Source organism: Rugamonas sp. FW305-51, from assembly GCF_058786935.1.
Window position 1 is genome coordinate 42,184 of sequence record NZ_JBYSZG010000023.1, and the last position, 16,646, is coordinate 58,829.

General features: G+C 68.0%; 18 protein-coding genes and 1 pseudogene. 12 read left to right on the plus strand and 7 right to left on the minus strand.

Annotated elements, in window-relative coordinates; translation table 11 throughout:
• The first annotated feature begins 193 nt into the window (after nucleotides 1-193).
• From hemF to rng, 6 genes are all read left to right on the plus strand, one after another.
• On the plus strand, nucleotides 194-1,111 hold the full coding sequence (hemF, locus tag AC3WOS_RS16685; RefSeq protein WP_492717142.1) for an oxygen-dependent coproporphyrinogen oxidase: 918 nt from the start codon (nucleotides 194-196) through the stop codon (nucleotides 1,109-1,111).
• Complete coding sequence (locus AC3WOS_RS16690; protein WP_492717143.1) at nucleotides 1,108-1,761, plus strand: nicotinate-nucleotide adenylyltransferase; 654 nt, start codon at nucleotides 1,108-1,110, stop codon at nucleotides 1,759-1,761. Before hemF ends, AC3WOS_RS16690 begins: the two co-directional genes overlap by 4 nt.
• Nucleotides 1,762-2,445: a ribosome silencing factor gene (rsfS, locus tag AC3WOS_RS16695; protein ID WP_492717144.1), complete on the plus strand. Its 684-nt coding sequence runs from the start codon at nucleotides 1,762-1,764 to the stop codon at nucleotides 2,443-2,445. It abuts the gene before it with no gap.
• A gap of 6 nt (nucleotides 2,446-2,451) precedes the next feature.
• Entirely contained in the window at nucleotides 2,452-2,922 is a 471-nt protein-coding gene (gene rlmH / locus AC3WOS_RS16700; RefSeq protein ID WP_492717145.1) for a 23S rRNA (pseudouridine(1915)-N(3))-methyltransferase RlmH, read from the plus strand.
• 18 nt (nucleotides 2,923-2,940) lie between these two features.
• Nucleotides 2,941-3,561: a Maf family protein gene (locus AC3WOS_RS16705; RefSeq protein WP_492717146.1), complete on the plus strand. Its 621-nt coding sequence runs from the start codon at nucleotides 2,941-2,943 to the stop codon at nucleotides 3,559-3,561.
• Nucleotides 3,562-3,738: 177 nt separating this feature from the next.
• The gene (gene rng / locus AC3WOS_RS16710; RefSeq protein WP_492717147.1) at nucleotides 3,739-5,202 is read left to right on the plus strand and encodes a ribonuclease G; all 1,464 of its coding nucleotides are present in this window, start codon (nucleotides 3,739-3,741) and stop codon (nucleotides 5,200-5,202) included.
• 158 nt (nucleotides 5,203-5,360) lie between these two features.
• Here the strand turns inward: rng and AC3WOS_RS16715 are convergent, their stop codons facing one another.
• Nucleotides 5,361-5,651 (minus strand): type II toxin-antitoxin system Phd/YefM family antitoxin, encoded by a 291-nt coding sequence (locus AC3WOS_RS16715; RefSeq protein WP_492717148.1) that lies wholly within the window; start codon nucleotides 5,649-5,651, stop codon nucleotides 5,361-5,363.
• Nucleotides 5,652-5,877: 226 nt separating this feature from the next.
• Here AC3WOS_RS16715 and AC3WOS_RS16720 point away from each other — a divergent pair, with 226 nt between their 5' ends.
• Together AC3WOS_RS16720 and AC3WOS_RS16725 are read left to right on the plus strand one after the other, a co-directional pair.
• A complete protein-coding gene (locus AC3WOS_RS16720) occupies nucleotides 5,878-6,696 on the plus strand; it encodes a hypothetical protein (protein WP_492717149.1) in 819 nt (272 codons plus the stop codon).
• A gap of 12 nt (nucleotides 6,697-6,708) precedes the next feature.
• Nucleotides 6,709-6,852 (plus strand): annotated as a pseudogene (locus AC3WOS_RS16725) (LuxR C-terminal-related transcriptional regulator); the annotation flags it as partial.
• Nucleotides 6,853-6,883: 31 nt separating this feature from the next.
• Here the strand turns inward: AC3WOS_RS16725 and AC3WOS_RS16730 are convergent.
• On the minus strand, nucleotides 6,884-7,309 hold the full coding sequence (locus AC3WOS_RS16730; protein ID WP_492717150.1) for a hypothetical protein: 426 nt from the start codon (nucleotides 7,307-7,309) through the stop codon (nucleotides 6,884-6,886).
• Between the two features lie 162 nt (nucleotides 7,310-7,471).
• On the opposite strand from AC3WOS_RS16730, the gene AC3WOS_RS16735 reads away from it, so the two are divergent.
• Complete coding sequence (locus AC3WOS_RS16735; protein WP_492717151.1) at nucleotides 7,472-8,353, plus strand: SLATT domain-containing protein; 882 nt, start codon at nucleotides 7,472-7,474, stop codon at nucleotides 8,351-8,353.
• A gap of 114 nt (nucleotides 8,354-8,467) precedes the next feature.
• On the opposite strand, the gene AC3WOS_RS16740 is transcribed toward AC3WOS_RS16735, so the two are convergent.
• Complete coding sequence (locus AC3WOS_RS16740) at nucleotides 8,468-9,076, minus strand: PEP-CTERM sorting domain-containing protein (protein ID WP_492717152.1); 609 nt, start codon at nucleotides 9,074-9,076, stop codon at nucleotides 8,468-8,470.
• A gap of 218 nt (nucleotides 9,077-9,294) precedes the next feature.
• On the opposite strand from AC3WOS_RS16740, the gene AC3WOS_RS16745 reads away from it, so the two are divergent.
• Entirely contained in the window at nucleotides 9,295-10,020 is a 726-nt protein-coding gene (locus AC3WOS_RS16745; RefSeq protein ID WP_492717153.1) for an alpha/beta hydrolase, read from the plus strand.
• Here AC3WOS_RS16745 and waaF read toward each other — a convergent pair.
• Both waaF and AC3WOS_RS16755 read right to left on the minus strand, forming a co-directional pair.
• Entirely contained in the window at nucleotides 9,998-11,059 is a 1,062-nt protein-coding gene (gene waaF, locus AC3WOS_RS16750; RefSeq protein WP_492717154.1) for a lipopolysaccharide heptosyltransferase II, read from the minus strand. The genes AC3WOS_RS16745 and waaF overlap by 23 nt on opposite strands.
• A gap of 28 nt (nucleotides 11,060-11,087) precedes the next feature.
• A complete protein-coding gene (locus AC3WOS_RS16755) occupies nucleotides 11,088-12,365 on the minus strand; it encodes an O-antigen ligase family protein (RefSeq protein ID WP_492717155.1) in 1,278 nt (425 codons plus the stop codon).
• 49 nt (nucleotides 12,366-12,414) lie between these two features.
• On the opposite strand from AC3WOS_RS16755, the gene AC3WOS_RS16760 reads away from it, so the two are divergent.
• Together AC3WOS_RS16760 and AC3WOS_RS16765 are read left to right on the plus strand one after the other, a co-directional pair.
• Entirely contained in the window at nucleotides 12,415-13,230 is an 816-nt protein-coding gene (locus AC3WOS_RS16760; protein WP_492717156.1) for a glycosyltransferase family 2 protein, read from the plus strand.
• Nucleotides 13,227-14,294, plus strand: coding sequence for a glycosyltransferase family 2 protein (locus AC3WOS_RS16765; protein ID WP_492717157.1), 1,068 nt, complete (start codon nucleotides 13,227-13,229; stop codon nucleotides 14,292-14,294). Before AC3WOS_RS16760 ends, AC3WOS_RS16765 begins: the two co-directional genes overlap by 4 nt.
• A gap of 126 nt (nucleotides 14,295-14,420) precedes the next feature.
• Here the strand turns inward: AC3WOS_RS16765 and AC3WOS_RS16770 are convergent, their stop codons facing one another.
• Entirely contained in the window at nucleotides 14,421-15,032 is a 612-nt protein-coding gene (locus tag AC3WOS_RS16770) for a response regulator transcription factor (RefSeq protein WP_492717158.1), read from the minus strand.
• A complete protein-coding gene (locus tag AC3WOS_RS16775; RefSeq protein WP_492717159.1) occupies nucleotides 15,022-16,590 on the minus strand; it encodes a sensor histidine kinase in 1,569 nt (522 codons plus the stop codon). The genes AC3WOS_RS16770 and AC3WOS_RS16775 overlap by 11 nt, the downstream gene beginning before the upstream one ends.
• Between the last annotated feature and the right edge of the window lie 56 nt (nucleotides 16,591-16,646).

Sequence of the window (16,646 nt, forward strand, 5' to 3'; positions counted from 1 at the left end):
TTGCCGGAACTGACCCTCAAAAAAGGGGTACGTCCCCATTTTTGAAGCCGGCTTAGAGCTCCTTTGACTTTCTACGGCTAAGCCCGTGTCCATTTGCCGGAACTGACCCCGATTTTCACGGTCCGGTTTTTGCTATCACAAAGACGCGCAAACGGGTACAATCGACCCTTACTTTTTTTCTCCGCACCGCGCCATGTCGCTTTCTCCCAACCCTACGGCCGTCAAGGCTTACCTGCTCGAGCTGCAAGACCGCATCGTGCAGGCGCTCGAGACGCTGGACGGGGCGCCGTTCCGGCGCGACGCCTGGGACCGCCCCGAGGGCGGCAGCGGCATCACGCGCGTGATCGAGGAAGGCCATGTCTTCGAACGGGGCGGCTGTAACTTCTCGCACGTCAAGGGCGCCAAACTGCCGCCGTCCGCTTCGGCCCACCGCCCCGACCTGGGCGGCCAGCCATGGGAGGCGATGGGGGTGTCGCTGGTGCTCCATCCGCGCAATCCGTATGCGCCCACGGTGCACATGAACGTGCGCTTTTTCGCCACCAGCGCGGCCGACGGCACGCCCGTCTGGTGGTTCGGCGGCGGCATGGACCTGACGCCCTATTACGGCTTCCAGGAAGACGCACGCCATTTCCACCAGAGCTGCGCCGACGCGCTGGCGCCTTACGGCGCCGACCTGCATCCGCGCTTCAAGCAGTGGTGCGACGAGTATTTCTACCTCAAGCACCGGCGCGAGGCGCGCGGCGTGGGCGGCATCTTCTTTGACGACGTCAACGCGGGCGGTTTCGAACACTGCTTCGCCATGACGCGCAGCGTGGGCGACGCCTTCCTGACGGCCTACCTGCCGCTGCTGGAGCGGCGCAAGGACCTGCCCTACGGCGAGCGCGAACGCGATTTCCAGACTTACCGGCGCGGCCGCTACGTGGAATTCAACCTGGTGTTCGACCGCGGCACGCTGTTCGGCCTGCAGTCGGGCGCCGGCCGCACGGAATCGATGATGATGTCGATGCCGCCGCTGGCCAAGTGGCGCTACGACTGGCAGCCGGAAGCGGGCACGCCGGAAGCGGCGCTGTACACGGACTTCCTGCCGCCCCGGGACTGGCTGACGACGTGACGCGCCGTGTCGCACTGCTGGGAGGCAGTTACGATCCGGTCCATGTCGGTCATGTCGCGCTCGGCGCCCATTTCGCCCAACTGCTGCAAACGGACCAGCTGCGTGTGATCCCGGCCGGCAGCCCGTGGCAGAAAACCAATCTGCAGGCCACCCCGCGCCAGCGGGCCGAGATGGTGCAGCTGGCCTTCGCCGGCCAGCCGTTCCCGGTGGTGGTGGACTTGCAGGAAATCGAACGCAGCGAGCGGGGCCAGCCGACCTACACCGTCGACACCCTGCGCCAGGTGCGCCAGGAACTGGGACCGCAGGCGTCGGTCGCCTTCCTGATGGGCGCCGACCAGTTGCAGAATTTCGGCACCTGGCGCGATTGGCGCCAGCTGTTCGACTACGCCCACTTCTGTGTGGCGGCCCGCCCCGGCTTTGCGCTCGACAGCGTGGCGCCGGAGGTGGCACAGGAATTTAAACGCCGGCTGGGAAGCCCTGAACAAATCCGCAACACGCCGCACGGTCTGACTTATCTGGCACAGGACTTTGCGGTGGATATCTCCGCCACCCAAATACGTGCGGCATTACAACGGGGGGAACAGGCAAATTCGCTTATCGCCCCGCGAGTGCTAGACTATATTGAACAACATAATTTATACAAAAGCTAAATGGACATCAAAAAACTGCAATCCCTCGTCGTTGACGCCCTGGAAGACGTCAAGGCCCAAGACATCGTCCTGTTCGACACCACCCACCTGACCAGCCTGTTCGACCGCATCGCCATCGCCTCCGGTACCTCCAACCGGCAGACCAAGGCGCTGGCCGCGTCCGTGCGCGACAAGGTCAAGGATGCCGGCGGCAGCGTCTACGGCATGGAAGGCGAGGACACCGGCGAATGGGTGCTGGTCGACCTGGGCGACATGATCGTCCACATCATGCAGGCCCCGATCCGCGCCTACTACCGCCTGGAAGAGATCTGGGGCGACAAGCCCGTCAAGCTGGGCGCGGCCAAGCGCGCCAAGAAGAGCGACGCCGAGGCGGCGCCAAAGAAAACCAGCGGCCACCTGGCTGCCTCCAAGGCCGCCGTGGAAGCGACGCCCGTGGTAGAGAAGAAAGCCCCGGCCAGGAAAGCCGCTGCCGCCAAGCCGGCCGCCGCCGCCAAGAAACCGGCCGCCAAGAAGGTCGCCGCCCCGGTCGGCAAAGTGGTCAAGGTTGCCGCCACCAAGAGCGCCACGGCCGCCGCCGCCGCCCTGAAGGCCCTGCCGCCCAAGCCGAAGGCGCCGAAAGCGGTCGCCGACAAGGAAGCGCCGGCCAAGACCGTCATCAAGCGCATCAAGAAAGTGGCCGAGTAAGGGCCGATGCAGCTGATTATCGCTGCGGTCGGCCACAAGATGCCGGCCTGGATAGAAACGGGCTTCGCCGAATACGCGAAGCGCATGCCGCCGGAACTGCGCATCGTGCTCAAGGAAATCAAGCCGGTCGACCGTTCCGGCAGCAAGACCGCCGCCACCGCCATGGCGCTCGAACGCGAGCGCATCGAGGCGGCCCTGCCCAAGTCGGTGCGCATCATCGCGCTCGACGAGCGCGGCAAGGACCTCACCTCCGTCGGCCTGTCCCAGCAGCTGGAAAGCTGGCAGCAGGACGGGCGCGACACGGCCTTCCTGATCGGCGGCGCCGACGGCCTCGATCCGGCCTTGAAGGCCCGCGCCGAAGGGCTGATCCGCATTTCCAGCATGACCCTGCCGCATGGCATGGTGCGCGTGATGCTGGCCGAGCAGCTGTACCGGGCCTGGTCGATCACGCAGAACCACCCTTACCATCGCGTCTGACCCTACTATAATAAAACGATGAAACCGGTCGACAAGAAGATCTATCTCGCCTCGAAAAGCCCGCGCCGGCGCGAACTGCTGCGCCAGATCGGGATCGACTTCGAACTGCTGCTGCTGCGCAGCGACGGCCCGCGCGGCGCCGACGTGACCGAGGACGTGATACCGGGCGAGACCCCGGCCGTCTACGTGGCCCGCGTGGCGCGCGAGAAGGCGGCCTTCGCCTACACGCTGGTGCACCGGCGCCACCTGACGCCGCGCGCCGTGCTCAGCGCCGACACCACCGTCACCCTCGACGGCGACATCCTGGGCAAGCCGGCCAATCCCAACGAAGCCAAGGCCATGCTGCGGCGCCTGTCCGGCCGCACCCACCAGGTCCTGACCTCGGTGGCCGTGCACCATGCCGATTTCGCCGGCCAGATCACGCAAGTGTCGGACGTGCGCTTCTGCACCCTGAGCCAGGGCGCCATCGACGCCTACTGCGCCACCCAGGAGCCGTACGACAAGGCCGGCGGCTACGGCATCCAGGGCCTGGCGGCCCAGTTCATCGAGCATATCGAAGGCAGCCATTCCGGCATCATGGGCCTGCCCCTGTTCGAGACGGCGCAGCTGCTGCGCCAGGCCGGCCTGCCCCTGCCCTGAACGGCCGCCGCGGCCAGCCGCGGCTGCGCCACGAGCGCCGCGCTGCGCGCAAGGACGCCAGCAGGGGCGCGCGGCCTGCCACGCGGCCTGCCCCACTGTGGCGTCGCTGCCATGTTGCAACGATGGCGAACCGTGTATGATCCCCATTCGCGCCCACCAACCACAGGCCCTAGCCGCATGAACGAAGACATCCTGATCAACATCACCCCGCAGGAAACGCGGGTCGCCCTGATCGTACAAGGCGCCGTGCAGGAACTGCACATCGAGCGCACGCTCACGCGCGGCCTGGCCGGCAACGTCTATTCCGGCAAGGTGGTGCGGGTGCTGCCGGGGATGCAGTCGGCCTTCATCGACATCGGCCTGGAACGGGCCGCCTTCCTGCACGTGGCCGACATCTGGGAAGCGCGTCCGCACGACGGCCAGAACGCGGCCCCCACCCCGATCGAAAAAATCCTGTTCGACGGCCAGGTGCTGACGGTGCAGGTGATCAAGGACCCCATCGGCACCAAGGGCGCGCGCCTGTCGACCCAGATTTCCATCGCCGGGCGCATGCTGGTCTACCTGCCGCAGGATACCCACATCGGCATCTCGCAGAAGATCGAAAAGGAAGCGGACCGCGAAGCGCTGCGCGCGCGCCTGCAAGGGCTGCTGCCGGCCGACGAAAAGGGCGGCTACATCGTGCGTACCCAGGCCGAGGACGCGACCGACGCCGACATCGGCGCCGATGTCGAATACCTGCGCAAGACCTGGGCCTCCATCACCAACGGCGCCCGCACCAAGCCCGCCACCACGCTGCTGCACCAGGACCTGAGCCTGGCCCAGCGCGTGCTGCGCGACTTCGTGCACGAGGAAACGGCCACCATCCAGGTCGACTCGCGCGAGAACTACATCGCCCTGTCGGCATTCGCCCAGACCTACACCCCCAGCGTGCTGCCGCGCCTGCAGCACTACACGGGCGAGCGCCCGCTGTTCGACCTGTACGGGGTGGAAGAGGAAATCCTGCGCGCGCTGGGCCGGCGGGTGGACCTCAAGTCGGGCGGCTACCTGATCGTCGACCAGACCGAGGCCATGACCACCATCGACGTCAACACGGGCGGCTTCGTGGGCGGGCGCAATTTCGCCGACACCATCTTCAAGACCAACCTGGAGGCGGCGCACGCCATCGCCCGCCAGCTGCGGCTGCGCAACCTGGGCGGCATCATCATCCTCGACTTCATCGACATGGAGAACAACGAGCACCGCAACGCCGTGCTGGCCGAGCTGAAAAAGACGCTGGCGCGCGACCGCACCAAGGTGTCCGTGTCGGGCTTCTCGGCGCTGGGCCTGGTGGAGATGACGCGCAAGCGCACCCGCGAATCGCTGGCCCACATCCTGTGCGAACCGTGCCCGGCCTGCGCCGGCAAGGGCCAGGTCAAGACTTCGCGCACCATCTGCTACGAAATCCTGCGCGAACTGCTGCGCGAAGCCAAGCAGTTCAACCCGCGCGAATTCCGCATCCTCGCCTCGCAGGAAGTGGTGGACCTGTTCCTGGAAGAGGAATCGCAGCACCTGGCCATGCTGGGCGACTTCATCGGCAAGAAGATCTCGCTGCAGGTGGAAACGGCCTATCACCAGGAACAGTACGACGTGATCCTGATGTAGGAAAGCGCACGGAATGCCCCAACGCTAGCGTGGTAGCCCGCTCCAATGGGCCGCGAAATCGAACGAGACTTGCCGCTGATGCCGGATTGCCAGCAGATACAAGACCCCGTTGAGCTGCGCATACAGCTCCAGGTTTTCACGGGACAAGTCCAGCCGTCTTATACCCCGCGACGGCGCTTGAGTGCCTGAAGCGCGCCACGTGCATCTTGCACCTCGCCCGCAGCGACGTCATCAAGGCCTCTGGAGGCTTCGTCAATGAGCAGCAGGTGTATGCGCTCGCGCTCCAGCCGGTGGTAATAGTCCAGCCGGTTCGCGTCGACCAGGGCGACGTAACTCTCACCATTCTTGGTGATAATCTTCTCGGCACCCGCCTTGACCTCCTCGGCCAATTCGGAAAAGTTGGCGCGGGCTTGCGAGAGCGAAATGATGTCGCTCGCGGAAATTGCCATGACTGCCTCCTGTTTCACACATAACGTGCAATATTCTGTACATTATACGGTACCGGTCACGCCGCTTCGCCACTGGGCCCGATGGCGCGCCAGCTTGCAAGGCAATTGCCGATAGACGCTGCGGGCATGCGGGGTCGCGTCGTTGCCGCGCAATTGGCGGCGCAGCGTCTACACTGAACGAGGTTATCTTATCTCCAACCTCAGCGCCGACCCCGGCCAACCTGCCATGGAACACGACGGCACCCTGCTGCTGGCACTGTACCGCGCCGCGCGCACGCTGCCGGCCGGTGAGTTTCCCGATGTGGCGCTGGGGCTGGTACAGGCCGTGCTGCCGTTCGACTCGGCGCGCCTGATGCAGGTGGAATTTTCCGGCGACGCCGCCCTGGTCCACGCCAGCCTCACCTACCACGAACCGGTGGACAGTGTGCTGGACTGGGCAAGCATCAATCGTCATGACCCGGTCATGGCCACGCTGCGCGCACAGTCCGGCCGCGCCGTCAGCTTTCACACGCCCACTCTGTTCCGGGCCCCGCAGCGCGCTATCCTGCGCGACTATGCCGAACGGTACCGGCACCAGGACGGCCTGTCCATGTTGCTGCCCGATACGGACAGCGGCTACGTTGATGCGCTATCGTTTTTCCGCGCGCGCGACGACGCCCATTTCCTGCCACGCGAACAGCGCCTGATGCGCGCACTGATGCCGCATCTGCTGGAAGCGCTCAAGCTCAATCGCCAGCTGGCCGCCGGGGCGGCGCCGGACGGGCACGGGGAACTGATCATCGCGCGGCTGGACGGCACCATGCAGTATTGCGCGCCCCAGTGCAGCCGGCTGCTGGCGCTGGAATGGCAGGACTGGCGCGCCGCCCGCCTGCCGCCCGCCCTGCTGGCCGCGCTGGCCAGGCCCGGCGCCAGCGGCTACGCCGGCGCGCACGTGGTGGTGATGGCCAGCCGTGTCGGCCAGCTGCTGTTCCTGCGCGTGTGCCGGCAATCGCCGCTGGCGCAACTGAGCCCGCGCGAAGGGCAAGTGGCGGTCCATTACGGCTAGGGTCTATCGTGCAAGGAAATCGCCGCCCGGCTGGGCCTGGCGCCGGCGACGGTACGCAACCTGGTGCAGCGCATTTATCTGAAACTGGAGGTGGGCGACAAGGCGGCGCTGGCCAGCCTGCTGGCCGGCTGGCCGGCCGCCCCGTCGCCCCATTGAACATGCCCGCCTGGGCATCGGCGCCAACGGTTCAGTGGAAGGACGCCACCAGCAGCCGCTCGCCCGCGCCGCCACCGGCCAGGGGCGCGGCCGGCACCACCATCACCAGTTCGCCGCCCACGCTATCGTTCGGCCCCAGGTCGATGCGCACCTTCAGCTGGCGGTCCATGGCAACGAAGGAGTTGGCGGAGGCGGCCACCAGCCGGTGGCGCCGTTCGTTGTCCACCTGGGCATACATGGCGTAGCCCCGGCTGGACAGGCGCAAGGTCTGCCCGTTGGACAGTTCATACGTGCCCTGGTAATCGTAGAAGTCGCCCTCGCTCATGTGGTAGGGATGTTCGGGCAGCACGATGCGCTCGGCCGCCGCCGGAATGTGTACCGTGTCCGCTGCCGGCTGCTGCGCCGCTACGCCGCGGGCCAGTACGCTCAATAGTGCAATCAGGATTAGCTTGTGCATGATGGTTCCTATCGCTGGGTGGAGGATGCGGCACCGGCGGCGCCGTCATCCAGACCATCTTTTCATGCGCCGGCTTGTGCGAACAGGATGCAAATGCATTACAGTTTGATGGACGCACCATGTCCGCCCTCTTTTCCATTGACCGCCTTGCTTGCCACCCACATGACCGCTACCGACGTCAGCCACACCAATCTCCTGCCCTGGAACCAGTACCAGGACCAGCAACCCGCCGCTGCGCTCAAGACCATCTACGAGCACGCCAATGCCACCTGTGCCGCCATCCGCGGCTGGTACTGGTCCAGCATCGCCGTCAAGCGCCGCATTTCGTGGTGGGTGCGCGGCGCCACTTTCCTGCTGCTGATCGTCGGCTCGCTGCTGCCGGTGGCGGCCGGCTTCAGCGACGCCAGCGCGCTGCGCCTGCAGTGCACGCAAAGCGGCGTGGTGGCGCTGGCCCTGGCCGGACTGCTGCAGGGCGCCGACCGCATCTTCGGCTGGTCCAGCGGCTGGCTGCGCTACATCACGACCGTGGTCGCCATCGAGAACCGCAGCCGCCGCTTCGAACTGGAGTGGGCCGGCTACCTGCTGGCCCGCCATGGTGCGCTGGACGACGCCGACGTCCGTAACCTGTTCGAACTGGCCCGCCAGTATGAGGACGACACGGTGCGCCTGCAGGCGGAGGAGACGAGCAAATGGGCCGCCGAATTCAGCACCAGCATGGCGGCGCTGGGCGACGCCATCCGTGCCCAGCGCGACGCGAGCGACAAGTCGCTGGAAACGGTGCGGCTGTCGGTGGCGGCGGGCCGCGCCAGCGGCGCCATCGAACTCTCGCTCAGCCACAAGGATGGCCAGGTGCAGACGGTCGACATCGGGCTGGACGACGAGGCGCCGCAGCCGTTCACGGGCACCATCTGGTCTTGCGTGAACGTGGCGCCGGGCCACCACCGGCTGCGCCTGGCCACGCGCGGCACGCCGTCGCTGTCGCTCGACAAGGCCGTCAGCGTGCAGTCCGACGCCATCACGACAGTGACCATGTCGCTGGCCTAGCCACGGTGGCCGCGACGGCGGCGGCAAAACGCACAACGGCCCGGGCGCTGACGCGGCCGGGCCGTTGATTTCGCCCGCCCCCCGAAACGGGCGCCGGCGCGCGATGCGCGATCTTTACTTGGCCGCTTTGCGACGCGCCCGGAAACCGACCAGGCCCAGGCCTGCCAGCAGCATGGCGTAGCTTTCCGGTTCCGGCACGGCCGACGTCAGCGAGACATTGTCGATCGAGGTGCCCAGGCTGTCGCTGGTGCCGACGGCCACGAAGCTCAGCTTGGTGCCGCCCTTGTTGCCGGTCACGTCGAAAGTCTTGGTGGTCCACTGGCTGGCATTGTTGAACACGCCCAGGCTTTGCTCGCCCCAGAACACTTGCACGCCCTGCGAGGACGAGGCCACGCCGGCGCGGTCGGCAAACGCGAAGCTCAGCGTGTAGTGCTGGCCGGCCACGTCGTTGATTTCCTGCCACATGGCGCTGTTGGCGGTGGTGTCCAGCTCGACGAAATTCTTGCCGTCGAAAGCGGTGCCGGCCACATTGTCGCGCAGCTCGATGCCGGTCTTGTTGGCGCCGTGCCAGCCATTCAGGTTGTTGTAGATGTCCCAGGTGCCGGATGCTTGCAGGTTCTGTTCGAAGCTGCCGTTGCTGATCAGTTCAGTGGCGGCATGGCTGCTGGCGGCCGCAAACAGGGCGGTGACGGCGAACGACTTGAGGAGGGTGGCAAATTTCATGTAGGGTTTCCTGTCTATTTTCTGTTGTTAATTATTGTTTCCTAAAAGACAGTGTCATTATAACAGTAACAATTTTGTTTGCCACAAAAAATAGCAAAACCGAGCGCGCCCTCTAATTTCTGCCGCCACTGTCGCCGCCACGCAGCGCCGGCGCCCCCCGCGTGCGGCAAAAGGAGTAAGCTGCTGTTATTGTCCATTGCGCGCACAGGCAAGCTGCCATGGCTCCCACTTCCGCCGTCCCGGACGGCGCCTACAGCGAAGGACGGCTGTACGCGCGGCCCCAGCCCCCCTCGGCCGCGCCCACCATCGCGCCCGGCCTGCACACGCTGCTCTTTCCCAACGGACGTGAAACCGTGTTCTACGCCCCCGGCCACGCCAATGCGCAGGGCGCGCCGCTGCTGTTGCTGCTGCATGGCGCCGGTCGCCGCGACGGCGGCGCCGAAGCGACGGCCCTCGGCCACGCCATGCTGCACGGCGCCTTCCTGCTGGCGCCGCGCGCCCTGGACAGCAGCTGGGACTTGCTGCGCGGCGGCTACGGCCCGGACCTGGCCTTCATCGACCTGTTGTTAAGCTGGACCATGCAGCACTACGCCATCGCGCCCCATGGGCTGGCCATCGGCGGCTTTTCCGACGGCGCCTCGTACGCGCTGTCGGTCGGCCTGGCCAATGGCGACCTGTTCGGCGACGTGCTGGCATTCTCGCCCGGCTTCGCCCGGCCGCTGCGCATCACGGGCCGGCCCCGCGTGTTCATTGCCCATGGCGCGGCCGACGCCGTGCTGCCCGTGCAACGGGGCCAGGATATCGCGCGCCACCTGACGGCGGCCGGCTACGACGTGGAATTCCAGCAGTTCGATGGCGCGCACACGGTGCCGCCCCAGGTCGCCATCGGCGCGCTGGGGCGCCTGGGCGGCGCCGCGCCCCTCAGCGAGGGTGCGCCAGCATAGGCTGCAGGCTGCGCCAGGCCATGTCCGGCAGCAGCTTGCGCATGCAATCCTGGTGCCCCAGCGGGCACTCGCGCTGCCGGCAGGGCGCGCACGCGAGCCGCAGCGACAGCGCGGCGGCCAGGTCGGAGAACGGCGGCGCGTGGTCGGGATCGGTGGGCCCGTACAGGGCCAGCACGGGCCGGTTCAGGGCCGAGGCGATGTGCAGCAAGCCCGAATCGTTGGCCACCACGGCCGCCGCGCGCGCGATCAGGGCCACGGCCTCGGCCAGGCTGGTGGCGCCGGCCAGGTTGACGATGGCGTCCGTGCCGCCGGCTGCGGCCCGCACCGCCTCGCACACTTCACTGTCCTTGGGCGAACCGAACAGCGCAATCTGGGCTTGCGGATGGGCCGCCAGCACGGCCTGGGCCAGGGCCGCGAAGTGTTCGGCCGGCCAGCGCTTGGCGCCGCCGAATTCGGCCCCGGGGGCGAACGCCAGCAGCGGACGGGCCGGATCGAGCCCGGCACGGGCATTGGCGGCCGCGATCTGGCCGGCCGACGCGGTCAGCGCGGGACGGCCCAGCGCGGCGCGCCAGGCCGGCGTCAACGTCGCCTGCGGCGCGTCGGCCAGCGCCGCGTAGAACGCCACCATGGGCCGGGGCGGCTGCTCGTCGTGGTGCATCACGTTGATCAAGCCGTAACGGCTCTCGCCCTTGTAGCCGACCCGGCGCGCGATGCCGGCCAGCCACGGCAACAGCGCGAACTTGAGCGTGTTGGGCAACACATAGGCATCCGCGTAGCCGCGCCGGCGCAGCACGCGCGCGTAGCGCCACCGTTCGCGCAGCTGCAGCGCGCCATGGCGGAACGGCGTTTCCAGCACCTCGTCCACCTCCGCCATCTGGCGCCACACGGGCGCCACCGAAGGCGGCGCCAGCACGTCGATGGGCCGCTCCGGATGGGCCGCCCGCAGGCGCCGCAGCAGCGGCTGCGCCATCACGGCGTCGCCTATCCAGTTGGGGGAAATGACCAGGGTGCGGGCCTGCGCCGCCGGGGATGGACTCATCGTGCTTCCTTGTAGTGGGTCATGGTGGTCAGCCCGGCGCCGCGCAGGCGGGCGGCGCCGGCGCGGCGGGCGCCGCGTTCAGGCACAGGCCGGCCAGCAGGAACACCATCACGGCATAGAACACGGCGGCATGGCCGGTCCAGAAGATCACTTCGGTCAAGCCGAAGCCAAAGTAGCCCAGCACCAGCAACATGCCGGCCAGGGCCGGCGCGGCCAGCGCCGGCTGTCCCTGGCGGCTGCGCCGCAGGCAGCGCCGGAAGTACAGGAACGGCAGCAGCAGCGTGCCGGCCCAGGCCAGCAGGCCGGCCACGCCGCCAAACACGGTGGCGTGCAGCGCATCGTTATGGAAATGGTCGTACTGCATGACGAACTCGGGCAGCACGCCCTGCGTCACCAGTTCCTGCTTTTCGCGCTTGACCTGGGCCACGCTGGCGCCCAGCCACGGATGCCTGGTCACCAGCAACGCGCCGCCGCGCCACAGCTCGAGGCGCACGCCGACGTTGGTGTTGGCGTTGCTGGCGCCGCCGGCCAGATACTGCTGCACGTCGGCGATGCCCTGCTCGACACGCTCGCGCGCCCCCGTCTGCGGAATGAAATAGGTACTGACGAACAGGGCCAGCGCCAGCCAGCCCACGCCCTGGCGCAGGCGGCCCGCGAGCACCCGGCCGTAACGGGCCAGCAGGATCACCGCCAGCACGATGGCGACCCAGCCGCCGCGGGTACCGGTGGCCACCGAACCGAGCAGCCCGGCCAGCGCGCCCAGCGCCGGCCACAGCGCGCTGCGGCCCGTGAAATCGAGCGAGGCGGCCAGGCACAGCATGCCCATGCACAGCGACAGGTCGCCGAAGGTGATGGCGTTGATCAGGCCGCCGGGCCGGTCCATGTGCAGCCCCCAGCGCTGATAGGCGATGAATACGGCGCCGGCGGCGGTGCCGGCGATCAGCCCCCACCACAGGGCCTTGCGGTTGGGCCGCAGCGCCAGCACGATCAGCATGGCGCTGGCGGCGGCCAGCATGCGCACTGGTTTTTCCAGGTCGCGCAGGCGTACTTCATGGTCGAGCAGGTAGGCGCCCAGCATCAGCGCCAGGTTCAGGCCGAACGCCAGCAGCAAGCCGCGCACCTGGCCCAGCTGCGGACGCAGGGCGGCCCACCCGGCCGGCCAGCACCACAGGCCCACGGCCAGCAGCACCAGGCTGGCCAGGCCGGAACCGGAATTGGTGATCAGGAGCAGGAAGGGAACGCTGAACAGGAGGCTGTGGATAAAAACAGTGCGAAGGGGATACGTCGATAAGGTACTATTCATCATTCTATTGTCTTAGTGCATCTGCCCTCAACCAGCGGGCCTGTCCGTTTCCATGCAACAACCCTATACCATTTCCATCATCGTTTCGACCTACAACCGGCCAGACGCACTGCAGGCCGTGCTGCTGGGCTGCTTCGCCCAGGACGACCGCCATTTCGAAATCATTATCGCCGATGACGGCTCGACCCACAATACGGCCCAGTGTATCGAACAGTTACGGGCGCAAAGTCCGGTGCCGCTGCAGCATGTGTGGCAGGAAGACCTGGGCTTCCGGCTGGCGCGGGTACGCAACCTGGGCATCCAGGCCGCGCGCGGCAGCTATCTGCTGTTCCTGGACGGCGACTGCGTGCCGCAGCCGGACTTCGTGCGCCAGCACCGCAAGCTGGCCCAGCGCGGCTATATGGTGACGGGCAGCCGCATCCTGCTGAGCGAGGCGCTGACGGCGCGCGCCGTGGCCGGCCAGCTCGACCTGAACCGTTTGAGCCTGTCGCTGCAGCTGGCCCTGCGCCTGCGTGGCGACCTGAGCAAGATCGTCCAGCTGCACGCGCGCTGGCCGGACTTGGGCCGGCGCCGCCACCGCTTCAGCTTCCGCCGCATCAAGGGCTGCAACCTGGGCATCTGGCGCGACGACCTGGAGCGTATCAACGGTTTCGACGAAAGCTTCCAGGGCTGGGGTTACGAGGATTCGGACGCCGTGCTGCGCCTGTTCAACGCGGGCGTGATGCGCAAGGACGGCGCCTTCGCCACCGAAGTGATGCACCTGTGGCACCGGGAAAGCCCGCGCGACCAGACCAGCAGCAACTACAGCCGGGTATTGCAGCGCGTGGATGACAAGACCGTGCGCGCGGCCCAGGGCTTGCACGCGTGAGCGCGCCGGCGCCCGTCATCAGCATCCTGGTGGCGGCCTACAACGCCCAGGACACCATCGCCGACAGCCTGCAGCACATCGTGACGCAGATGGGGCCGCAACATGAACTGATCGTGCTCGACGACGGCTCCACCGACGCCACGGCCGCGCGCGTGGAGCGGGTGCGGCAGGACTACCCGCAACTGCGCATCGTGCTGCAGCGGCAAGCGAACGCCGGCATCGCCGACGCCCGCAACGCGGCCCTGGCCCTGGCCGGCGGCGACTACATCGCCTTCGTCGACAGCGACGACCGCCTGCTGCCGGGCGCGCTCGACGAACTGGGCCGCGTGATCGCGGCCTGCCGCCCGGACGCCATCTGCACCGCCTTCCGCCTGTGGCATCCGGACGCGCCGCAGCAGGACCGCGACATCGTCATGCACTATCCGCCCGGGCAGCCGGTGACGGGGCTCGATGCCATCCTCACTCCCCTGTTCGACGACCGCCAGCTGCACCTGTGGACCAAGGTGGTGCGGCGCGACATCTATCTGCAGCTGGCGCAGCCCGTGTTCCCGTCCGGGCGCCTGTTCGAGGACATGTCGGTGGTGCCGCTGCTGCTGGCGCGCTGCCGCCAGCTGGTGTACACCCCGTTCGTGCTGCTGGCCTACCGCCAGCATCCGGCCAGCATCACGCGCACGGTCAGCGCCACCTGGTGCGTGGACTTCGTGCGGGCCCTGGCCAGCGTCAAGCCGGGGCTGGCGCAGGCCGGCATCGGGCCGGCGCTGCAGGGGCGCTTCGACGCGGCCGTGTGCAATTTCTACCTGAGCGCGCTCAAGAGTTCCTACCAGCTGGCCGGCGCCGGCCACGCGGCGCTGCTGGACCGGCTGCGCCAGCTGTTCCTGTCCAGCCTGTTCGGCCAGCCCGAGCAGGTGCTGGCCGCGCTGGCCGCCGGCAGCGCCGACGACCGCCACAACGCCCGCCAGCTGCGCCAGGTGCTGACCGGCAGCCGGCTGCTGCACCTGCGCCTGACGCTCAGCCGCCGCTTGCGCGCCTGGCGCGCCCGGCGCCGCGCGGGCCGGACGGACTAGGCTTCCCCATCCGGGCCAGGCGCCGCGCAGGCCAGGCCCACCTGCCAAGACAGCGTCGCCGCGCAGGCCAACCGCACCGCACGGGACGGGATCGCCGTCCTGGCCGGGCGCACCGGCCCGCCCCCGCTAGCCCGGCCCGCCGGACATGGTCAGCCGCACCAGGTCGGCCACATTGTCCACCCCCAGCTTGCTCATCAGGCGCGCCTTGTGCACTTCCACCGTGCGCACGCTGATGCCCAGCGCCGGCCCGATGTCGCGGTTGTGCTGGCCCGTCACCACCAGTTGCAGCACTTCGCGCTCGCGCGGCGTGAGCGTGGCCAGCAGCTCGGCGCTGTGCTGGCGCTGGCGCTGGCTGCCGCGGTGGCGCTGCTCGCGCGCATAGCCTTCCTCGATGGCGGCCACCAGCTTGGCGTCGTCGAACGGCTTTTCCAGGAAATCGATGGCGTTGGCCTTGAACGCGGTGCGCGCCGACCCCACGTCGCCATGGCCGGTGGCGATGATGACGGGGATCTGGCAACCGCGCGCGGCCAGCTCCTGCTGCAGGGCCAGCCCGTCCATGCCGGACATGCGGATATCGATCAGCAGGCAGCCGGCCCAGTCCGGCCGCCACGCCTGCAGGAACGCTTCGCCGCTGGCGAACACGGCGGTGCGGTAGCCGCGCACGCCCAGCAGCAGGCCCAGCGCGTCGCGCACGGCCGGATCGTCGTCGACGATAAAGACAGTCAAATTATGTGGCAAGTTGTTCTCCCTGTGCCGCCATGGGTAAATCGAATCGGAAAATGCCGTGCGTACCCACCTCGGCCCACAGGCTGCCGCCGTGGGCTTCGACGATGGCCCGGCTCAGCACCAGGCCCAGTCCCAGGCCGCTGGCCTTGGACGAGGCGAACGGCTCGAACAGGCGCGCAGCCAGCGCTTCGGACACGCCGGTGCCGCTGTCCTCCACACTGAGCCGCAGCCGCCCGTCGGCCACCGGCACGGCCGTCACGTCGATGCGGCGGGCGCCGGGGGGGCGCGCCAGCACGGCGTCGCTGGCGTTGTCGAGCAGGTTGCGCAGCACCAGTTCCACCTGCAGCCGGTCGGCCCGCAGCGACAGGGCCGGGTCCACCTGTACCGTCAGCACGATGCCATGCTGGCGGAACGACAGCTGGAACTGGGTGGCGATGCCCTGCACCAGGGCGACGGCCGACACCGGTTCCAGGCGCATGGCGCCGGTGCGGAAAAAGTCGCGCAGGCGGCGCACCACGTCGGCCGCCCGCCCCGCCTCGACCACCATGCGCCCTATCGTATCTTGCAGCAGGGCCCCGCCTTCGCCCCGCGCGAGCAAGTGCTCGCAGGCCTTGCCGTAGGCCGACAGGGCCGTGAGCGGCTGGTTCAGTTCGTGGGCCAGGGCGGCTGCCATCTCGCCGGCCGCCGCCAGCCGCAGCGACTGGCGCAGGTCGGCCGCCACCTTGCGCAACTCGTCGACCACGATGCCGATGAAAAAGCCCACCAGCGCCAGCACCGCGTCCAGCATCTGCAGTTCGTAGACGGCCAGGTCGCGCGCCCCATGCCACTTGACGAGGGCGATGATGCCCGTCTGCAGCACGAACACGATCAGCGCCGTACCGTACAGGCCCTGGCGCGAGGCGGCCCAGATCACGGGCAGGAACAGGAAATAGAAGTGCTTGAATTCGGAACTGGCGATCGAGCCGAACACGCCGTACAGCACCAGCATGGCCAGCGCCAGGTAGGCCAGCGTCTCGCCGCGGGCCAGGATGCGGCGCAGGCGCGCCCGGCCCGCGGCGCTGGCCAGCATCCACATCAGCGGCATCGACACCAGGATGCCCACCATATCGCCGATGCCAAAGCGCATCAACGCCAGCGCCCACTGGGACGGCGGCACCAGGCCGGCACCGGTCAGCAGGGAAATGTAGCCCACCCCGTTGAACAGGGTGCCGGCGGCCACGATGGCGACCCAGTGGAACAGGCGGCCCCGGTTGTCGAACATGTCGGCGCTGGAAAAGTCGCGCCGCAAGGTGGCGCCCATCAAGCCATAGGCGGCCGTCAGCCACAGCGCGCCGGCCAGCGTGAGGAGGAGCCCGGCCGGCATGCCGCGCACCAGCACTTCGCCGCCCAGCAGGGCCAGGAACAGGGGCAACGCGGCGCGCCGCCCGTAGCGCAGCCAGTACACCAGGCCCAGGGCCGGGTCCGGGTTCCACGGCGTGATGTTCAGGCCGTACAGGGGGTAGAGATAGGTGGCCCAGTCGAGCAACAGATACAGCGCGATGAACGCCGGGTAATGCAGCAAGCGGAGCAAGGATGGACGCATAAGAGGGACGTGTAACGTTATGTTGCATTATGCATGGCAACGAC

Bases quoted from the DNA above. Each gene is read 5' to 3' on its own strand.
- hemF (WP_492717142.1), top strand. From the start codon at position 194: ATGTCGCTTTCTCCCAACCCTACGGCCGTCAAGGCTTACCTGCTCGAG.
- rsfS (WP_492717144.1), top strand. From the start codon at position 1,762: ATGGACATCAAAAAACTGCAATCCCTCGTCGTTGACGCCCTGGAAGAC.
- rlmH (WP_492717145.1), top strand. From the start codon at position 2,452: ATGCAGCTGATTATCGCTGCGGTCGGCCACAAGATGCCGGCCTGGATA.
- AC3WOS_RS16705 (WP_492717146.1), top strand. From the start codon at position 2,941: ATGAAACCGGTCGACAAGAAGATCTATCTCGCCTCGAAAAGCCCGCGC.
- rng (WP_492717147.1), top strand. From the start codon at position 3,739: ATGAACGAAGACATCCTGATCAACATCACCCCGCAGGAAACGCGGGTC.
- AC3WOS_RS16715 (WP_492717148.1), bottom strand. From the start codon at position 5,651: ATGGCAATTTCCGCGAGCGACATCATTTCGCTCTCGCAAGCCCGCGCC.
- AC3WOS_RS16720 (WP_492717149.1), top strand. From the start codon at position 5,878: ATGGAACACGACGGCACCCTGCTGCTGGCACTGTACCGCGCCGCGCGC.
- AC3WOS_RS16730 (WP_492717150.1), bottom strand. From the start codon at position 7,309: ATGCACAAGCTAATCCTGATTGCACTATTGAGCGTACTGGCCCGCGGC.
- AC3WOS_RS16735 (WP_492717151.1), top strand. From the start codon at position 7,472: ATGACCGCTACCGACGTCAGCCACACCAATCTCCTGCCCTGGAACCAG.
- AC3WOS_RS16740 (WP_492717152.1), bottom strand. From the start codon at position 9,076: ATGAAATTTGCCACCCTCCTCAAGTCGTTCGCCGTCACCGCCCTGTTT.
- AC3WOS_RS16745 (WP_492717153.1), top strand. From the start codon at position 9,295: ATGGCTCCCACTTCCGCCGTCCCGGACGGCGCCTACAGCGAAGGACGG.
- waaF (WP_492717154.1), bottom strand. From the start codon at position 11,059: ATGAGTCCATCCCCGGCGGCGCAGGCCCGCACCCTGGTCATTTCCCCC.
- AC3WOS_RS16755 (WP_492717155.1), bottom strand. From the start codon at position 12,365: ATGATGAATAGTACCTTATCGACGTATCCCCTTCGCACTGTTTTTATC.
- AC3WOS_RS16760 (WP_492717156.1), top strand. From the start codon at position 12,415: ATGCAACAACCCTATACCATTTCCATCATCGTTTCGACCTACAACCGG.